Source organism: Prevotella conceptionensis 9403948, assembly GCF_000312305.1.
Classification (GTDB): Bacteria; Bacteroidota; Bacteroidia; order Bacteroidales; family Bacteroidaceae; genus Prevotella; species Prevotella conceptionensis.
On the sequence record NZ_HE999443.1, the window covers coordinates 427,625 to 435,389 of the forward strand.

At 49.0% G+C, this 7,765-nt stretch carries 5 protein-coding genes and 1 tRNA gene; 3 read left to right on the forward strand and 3 right to left on the reverse strand.

Features of this window, described 5'->3' with window-relative positions:
• Position 1 precedes the first annotated feature (1 nt).
• The 3 genes from BN93_RS01545 (at position 2) to BN93_RS01555 (ending at position 4,554) form a co-directional block, all read left to right on the forward strand.
• Positions 2–1,357, forward strand: a complete 1,356-nt coding sequence (locus BN93_RS01545; RefSeq protein ID WP_084768658.1) for a dipeptidase — start codon at positions 2–4, stop codon at positions 1,355–1,357.
• A gap of 274 nt (positions 1,358–1,631) precedes the next feature.
• Positions 1,632–3,707: a GDSL-type esterase/lipase family protein gene (locus tag BN93_RS01550; protein WP_019186596.1), complete on the forward strand. Its 2,076-nt coding sequence runs from the start codon at positions 1,632–1,634 to the stop codon at positions 3,705–3,707.
• 334 nt (positions 3,708–4,041) lie between these two features.
• The gene (locus BN93_RS01555) at positions 4,042–4,554 is read left to right on the forward strand and encodes a methylated-DNA--[protein]-cysteine S-methyltransferase (protein ID WP_044259541.1); all 513 of its coding nucleotides are present in this window, start codon (positions 4,042–4,044) and stop codon (positions 4,552–4,554) included.
• A gap of 1,243 nt (positions 4,555–5,797) precedes the next feature.
• Here BN93_RS01555 and BN93_RS01560 read toward each other — a convergent pair.
• From BN93_RS01560 to BN93_RS01570, 3 genes are all read right to left on the reverse strand, one after another.
• Positions 5,798–5,869 (reverse strand) — tRNA-Arg (locus BN93_RS01560).
• Positions 5,870–6,227: 358 nt separating this feature from the next.
• Entirely contained in the window at positions 6,228–6,695 is a 468-nt protein-coding gene (locus BN93_RS01565) for a hypothetical protein (RefSeq protein ID WP_232211065.1), read from the reverse strand.
• 324 nt (positions 6,696–7,019) lie between these two features.
• Positions 7,020–7,433, reverse strand: a complete 414-nt coding sequence (locus tag BN93_RS01570) for an SRPBCC family protein (protein WP_019186599.1) — start codon at positions 7,431–7,433, stop codon at positions 7,020–7,022.
• Positions 7,434–7,765 lie beyond the last annotated feature (332 nt).

The following is a 7,765-nucleotide window of genomic DNA, read 5'->3' on the forward strand; positions in this document are numbered from 1 at the left end:
GATTAAGAAGTATATTCAAGAGAACGAAGAACGTATGCTCGATGAGCTTTTCAGCCTTATCCGCATACCCAGTGTTAGCGCGCAACAAGCGCACAAACCCGACATGCAACGTTGCGCCGAAAGATGGAAAGAGCTGCTGTTGATGGCCGGAGTAGACCGTGCCGAGGTGATGCCTTCGGATGGGAATCCGATGGTTTACGGCGAAAAGATGGTAGATTCCAATGCCAAAACGGTGCTCATCTACGGTCACTACGACGTTATGCCCGCAGAACCTTTCGAGCTTTGGAAAAGCGAACCATTCGAGGCTGAGGTGCGCGACGGACGCATTTGGGCACGTGGAGCCGACGACGACAAGGGCCAATCGTTCATCCAAGCCAAGGCATTCGAGTATGTTGTGAAGAACAACCTGCTGAAACATAACATCAAATTCATCCTCGAAGGCGAAGAAGAAGTGGGCTCGCCCAGTCTTGGCGCGTTTATTGAGAAACATAAAGACCTGCTGAAATGCGACGTAATACTGGTTTCGGACACCAGTATGATTGCCGAAGACATACCTACGCTTACCACCGGACTTCGTGGTATTGCCTACTGGCAGATTGAAGTGACTGGTCCAAACCGCGATGTTCACTCAGGACATTATGGTGGAGCCATCGCCAACCCCATCAACGTGTTGTGTAAACTCATCGCCGATGCAACCAACGAAGACGGCAGAATACTCTTCCCCGGCTTCTACGACAAGGTGGAAGAGGCCAGCGACGATGAACGAAAGATGCTTGCAAGCATACCGCTAGACCTCGAAGGCTATAAGAAATCTATCGGAGTAGACGAACTTTTTGGTGAAAAAGGCTACTCAACGCTTGAGCGTACGGGCTTCCGTCCCTCGTTCGACGTGTGCGGTATTTGGGGCGGATATACGGGCGATGGTGCTAAAACGGTTATCGCCTCTAAGGCCTACGCTAAGCTTTCGTGCCGATTGGTGCCACACCAAGACTATAAAGAGATTGCCCAACTGGTAATCGACTACTTCAAACGCGTTGCACCCAAGTCGGTTAAGGTAGACATCAAGTTCCTACATGGCGGTCAGGGTTATGTATGCCCCATTGATATGCCTGCCTACAAAGCTGCCGAGCGTGGTGTAGAAATGGTGTTTGGCAAACGTCCTTTGGCTGCTCGTTTGGGCGGTAGCATTCCAATCATCTCTACTTTCGAGCAAATTCTAGGCGTTAAAACCATCCTCATGGGCTTTGGCTTAGAGTCTAACGCCATCCACTCGCCCAACGAAAACATGCCGCTAAGCATGTTCCGTAAGGGTATCGAGGCTGTCGTTAACTTCCACTTGGAGTATGATAAGTTCTAAGGAGTAAGTGGTAAAGGAGTAGAGTAGTAAGTAGTAAGTTTTGAGGAGTTAAGTAGTTAAGTTAGAAGTGTGGTGGCGTTAGCCATTTTTTCACCTTTTCACCTTTTCACCCTTTCACCTTTTGTGGCTAACTATCTTGTCAGCTTATCAACCTCAACTTTCTGCCAAACTCCACATCCCCATCATGCGATTCACTCCCCTCTCCCCCTTTGGAGAGGGGTTGGGAGTGAGGCCACCTCACTCCCTTTTCTTTTTCCCCATTTACCAACCAACGATGCGAAGACCCCTCTTCATCCTTTTATTACTCGCCTTTGCCTTAGCAACCATCGCTGCCGAACCCATTCGCGTGGCCTGTGTAGGCAACAGCATCACTTACGGTTACGGACTTCCCGACCCCGCAACCGAATCATATCCCGCCCAATTACAACAGAAGTTGGGCAAGACTTACGACGTGCGCAACTTCGGACACTCGGGGGCAACCCTCCTTTCGCGCGGTCATCGCCCCTACATCGAGCAAGAGGCGTACAAGAATGCCTTGGCTTTCAAGCCCGATATTGTAGTGATACACCTTGGCATCAACGACACCGACCCACGCAACTGGCCGTTCTTTCGCGATGACTTTACCAAAGATTACATCGCGCTCATCCGTTCGTTCAAGGTCGCTAACCCCAAAGCCGCCTTCTACATCGCCAAGATGAGCCCCATATCGCATCGACATCACCGCTTTTTGGCAGGCACGCGCGATTGGCATAAGCTGGTACAAGCCGCCATCGAACGTGTGGCAAAGGCCGCAGACGCACGCCTTATCGACTTCTATACGCCGCTGTTGCCCTTTCCGCAAATGTTTCCCGACGGATTGCATCCCAACAAAGCAGGGGCAGGAGTGCTTGCGCGCGTGGTGTACAAGGCACTAACGGGCGACTATGGCGGACTGCAAATGCCCCTTGTCTTTTCTGATAACATGGTGGTTAGGCGCAACCGCGACTTCGATGTCTACGGAACGGCCAACGCTGGGCAACGCGTTGTAGCCACGTTTAATGGCGAAAAGCGCAGCACCGTGGTGCAAAACGATGGCACGTGGCGTATTGTTTTCTCCCCACCTCGCGTGGGAAAGCCCTATACCCTCGCCGTTACGAGCGAACAACGAACGCTCCGTTTTAAGAATATCGTTGCAGGAGAGGTGTGGCTTTGCTCCGGTCAGAGCAACATGGCGTTCCCCTTAGCCAACGACGAACTTGCCAAAGAGACACTGAAAACGGCCAACGACCCCAACCTGCGCGTGCTAAACTTCTTGCCAAGATGGGATACCGACAACATGGAATGGTCGCAATCGGCGCTCGATTCCATCAATAACTTGCAGTATATGCGCAGTAATGGCTGGCAGCAAGCCACGTCTAAAAACATGGGCGAGGTGTCGGCCGTGGCCTATTATTTCGCAAAGGTGCTGCGCGATAGCCTGAAAATACCCGTCGGCATCATTGTCAACGCTGTGGGCGGAAGTCCTACTGAGGCGTGGATAGACCGCCAAACGCTTGAAGATAACTATCCCGAACTGCTGAACGACCGCTTTAAAGACAACGTAATGGTTATGCCGTGGGTGGTGCAGCGCATGCGAAAGAACATCGCGCACACCACGGATAAGTTGCAGATGCACCCTTATCAGCCCACCTATCTCTACGATGCGGCCATCCGTCCGCTTGCCAAATACCCCATCAATGGCGTTATTTGGTATCAAGGCGAGTCGAATGCCGAGAACATGGAGATACACGAACGTCTGTTCCCACTTTTGTTAAGCTCGTGGCGAACCAACTGGGATAACCCCCAATTGCCTGTTTACATGGTGCAATTGTCTAGCATCAACCGCCCTTCTTGGCCGTGGTTCCGCAACAGTCAGCGACTGATGGCCAACACTCTACCGTACGTTTACATGGCCGTGAGCAGCGATGTGGGCGATTCGCTCGATGTTCACCCGCGCCAAAAATACCCCGTTGGCAAGCGATTGGCACACCTCGCCCTTTATCATCAGTACGATTTCAAGCGGCTAACGCCCTGCGGACCAAGTGTGCAAAGTGCCACCAAACAGCCTAACGGCGAGGTGCAAGTGTGCTTTAATTGGGCCGACGGATTGAAAACGGCCGATGGTAAGGCCCTTCGCACGTTCGAAGTGGCGGGTTACGACGAGGTGTTCTATCCAGCCGTAGCCACTATCAAGGGCAACGAAGTAAGGCTTACGTGTTCGCAAGTGCCCCGTCCCGCCTTCGTGCGATATGGCTGGCAACCCTTCACAAGGGCCAATCTGGTGAATGGCGATGACCTTCCTGCGTCTACGTTTAGGGTGGAAGTGAAATAAAAAAGACACAAAACGGCCTCACCCCCCAGCCCCTCTCCAAGGGGGAGAGGAGAGTAATATGTCTTGCGGTTTCTAAGCCTACAAGTATAAGATACAAGGATATAGCCAAATATTTCACGCTCCTCTCTTCTTGGCTGACAACTTATAAGACGAGGTTGGCAGTAGTTTAGAATAATCTGTTCTTCATCAAACCACAATGAAAAAAAACAATAAATCCCATAAATCGCAAGACATATCACTCCCCTCCCCCCTTGGAGAGGGGCTAGAGACTGAGGTTTTTTCTCTTGAAGAAGGCTTGTCGGTGAGTCCGGTTATTAGTTGTGGCAAGCAGGCTGTGCCTAATACGCGTTCCTTCTTCCTCAAACTCCCTTCTCCCTTAGGCACACTCCATCTCGAAAGCGATGGAGAGGCACTTACATCTGTGCTTTTTGAGGGCGAGAAAGTCAAGCATCCCAAGGGCGTTACACTACAAGAGGCACCACAACTACCCGTTTTTGTTGCTGCCCGCGCATGGCTTTCGCGCTATTTTGAAGGCCACGATCCAGGTGTCCCGCCGCCCGTTCGTCCGCAAGGCACGCCTTTTCAGCAGTCCGTTTGGCAGCGTTTGCTTACCATTCCCTATGGTTCCACCACCACTTATGGCGCTTTGGCCGCGTACCTAGCAGCGCATAACGCCTCTGGGCGCATGTCGGCGCAGGCCGTTGGGCAAGCCGTTGGCCGCAATCCCATCAGCGTAATCATTCCTTGTCACCGCGTAATTGGAGCAAATGGCACACTAACGGGTTATGCAGGTGGCTTGGATAAGAAGATATTTTTGTTGGGATTGGAAGGGAAGACGGAATTTTAAAGGTGAAAAAATGAGAAGGTGGAAAGGTGAAAAGGTGAAAGGGTGAAAAGGTGAAAAGGCTTGTAAAGGTGAAAAATAGGAAAGGTGAAAAGGTGAAAAGGTGAAAAGATGGCTGCGCACCACTCTTGTTAACTTGTCCGACTTGTCCGTCCTATCTGACTAGTCTGACCAACCTGACCAGTCTGACCAATCTGACTAGAAGAGCTAGATAAGATAAACTAACCCCGCTAGCTTAATTAACCCGATGTCTGAAACTCATTAACTCGCCTGCTATCGACTCGTCTTTTGTCCGCTTTTCCGTATAGTTTTTAACACTATGGCTGCCCTTTTTATCCACCACTTCACCCTCTTGCCCCAAAAAATCGATTCTCGCGGCAGTTCGTTTTGATGTAAAATGGGGTTAACTTGTGAGCATGGCAAAATGAATATTTATTTTAAAAGGCCGCCATTTTCACCCTTTTAGAGGTTCATTTGTTGCTAAATGTGGTGCAATATGCCGCTAAATGCAATGCGTTTTGCTGCTAAATGGAGTGCGTTTTGGTGCTAAATGCAAGGTAAAATGGTGCAAAACGCAGGGTGAAATGCTGCTAATTGCGAGATAAAGAGCATAAAAATACACTGAAATGGTATAAATAAAACTCCTTTGGAGCATGAGAAACATGGCTAAAAGGGGCAAAATGGTCGTTAAAAAGTGGGGTTTTAGGGTCTAAAAGTGGGTAATTGGGGGTTAAAAATAATGAGCTGGCAACCAATCTAGAAAGGCAAAATGGTGCAAATTACAGCTTTTGTTCTCAAAAATAGACAAATAATAAGGCGCGAAAAGCTAGAAATAGTGGCTAATTGCCTGCTTTTACGGCTTTATTTTCGCTAGAAGGGGTGGCGAGCAATGTGTGTTTTGTAAAAGATTTTTAAACTTTCGGGGTAGTGAGGTGTGTTTATAAGTTTTTAAGTTTATGATGTGGTAAGTTTATGGGTTTATGGGTTATTAAGTTAATGGGTTTGTGAGGTTATGAGCTTATGAGGAGGTAAGTTAATGAATTTGTAAGTTTAGGTGCTTGTTTGAGGATAAGTTTATAGGGCTATGAGTTCGTAAGTTTATGAGTTGTTAAGTCTATGAGCTATATTTAATGCTAGTGTTGGAAAAACCACTTCTATTCTGAACGAGGCAAAGAGGTTGTTGTAATCTGTATTTTACTTGGCTTATGGCATAACAAAAAAACGCCCGAAGGCGTTTTGTTGGGAGTACTTCCACCGGGAATCGAACCCGGATCAAAGGTTTAGGAAACCTACGTTCTATCCATTGAACTATGGAAGCCCTGAATTAATGTGCTGCAAAGTTACGTTAAAAGACGCACAATGCAAAATAAAATGCTGCTTTTGTTATGCCATGCCATGTAAAACATCGGTGTTTGCAGTGCGACGTGGGGCATAACTGGCCTTGCTTGGTGTGCTAGCTTGGCTAGCTAGAATTGGTTTTATCTAGTGTTTCTAGTTGTGCTAGTCTTTCTAGTTTTGCTAGTCTTTTTGGTATTGTAGGTCCTTCTAGGGTTGCAGGTCTTTCCAGGGTTGCTAGTCTTTCCTGGATTTCTAGCTTTTCTAGATAGGCTAGTAAGCCCGTTTAACGGAGGACAGTGCTTTGCGAAAGCAACCTTAAGTAATCTTCCTTATGCCCATCAGTTCACCACCAACAAGCCATACGGCCCAGTTGTAGATGCGCGATAGCGTATCAGTTTGTTGCCTTGTGCGCCTTCGGCCACGTTTCCACCCGTTGAAAGGTTGTACTTGCGACGGCAATTGGCGCAGGTGGCGAACCCGTTTGCCTTCACCGTTAGCGGATAACTGCGGCGCGGAACAGCGGTAGACGAGTAGCAATTGGGGCATTGCAGGTCGTAGGCATAGAACACGGGCGGGTCTGATAGCAGGCCGTAGCCTAGTATTAGCCCGTTGTTTATGCCCAAAACAACGCCTCTGTTTTGGTCAACGGCTGTGGCCTTCGATGCTTGTTGTGCTCCGCCACCACCTGCAACGAAGTTAAATTCAACGTAGCTGTTTTGTCCAGAGTAGCGCGTCTGCATGCTCACGGTTACGAAAACATTGCTGTGGGGAGACATTGCCGATGCCAATACGGAGTTGTTTTGCACCTGATTATCAAAAATAAAGTGGGCCCGGCGGTCCGAAAACTCGTTCTCTACCTTTCCGCACGAGCTTAATAGGGCGTTTGCCAAGGGCAAAAGCGTGGCGATAAGTAATGGATGAATTTTGTTTTGAGCATAAGCGGATTGGTTAAGGGTGAAAAAGGGGGTGTGGATGGCTGTTGGATAAAGTAGAACTGGTCGGACTGGTCGGACTGGTCGGACTGGTCGGACTGGTCGGATTGGTCGGACTAGTCGGACTAGTCGGAAAAGCGGATGGCTTGCTTAACCCCATCGAAACTTACTCCTTACTACTTTTATTTTACTCCTTACTTACTCATACTTAATCACTTGCAGCAAGTCGGCAATCTTCTCCAAACCTTCCATCAATGGTTTCTTAACCATACCTTTAATAAAGGGGTTCAGTTCGGCTTTGATGGTTAGTTTCATCTTGCAGGCATTGTCGCCATTGGGCACAACCTGAATCCAGAGATTGAAAGAGACGGGCGATTCGGCCGTCTCAAACTTGATGCACTTAGGTGCCTCGCGTTCCACGATGCGCAGTTTAATCTGCCCAACGGGGTTAACGCTCATCGAGATAGAGTCGCTGTCGAAGGTCATCTGTTCTAGTTTGTCTTCGGGCAACTTGTCTTTTAAGCGTTCAATGTTAGAGAGGTCGCTCAACATGTTGAACACCGCCTCTTGTTTATAGGGTATTTGTCGGATACTACTTTCGAATGTAGACATGTGTAGGGTTTAAATAATGAATGAAAAAGACTAGCAACCAACTCACAACAGACCTGTTCCACCTCACAACCGGCCTCACCCCCAGCCCCTCTCCAAGGGGAGAGGGGAGTAATATGCAGTGCTATTGCAATGTTAGAGATAAGATTATGCTGTGCGCTGGCAAGTCATTTCACTCCCCTCTCCCCTTGGAGAGGGGCTGGGGGTGAGGCCGGTTGTGGGGTTGTTGTGAGGCCAGTTGCGGGGCAGGTTAGGCCGGTCGCGTCTTTTGCTGAGGCCGGTTGTGAGAGTGCCTATCTGTGTAGCCGCAGCAGTGTAGCGGCAACGCATTTCAC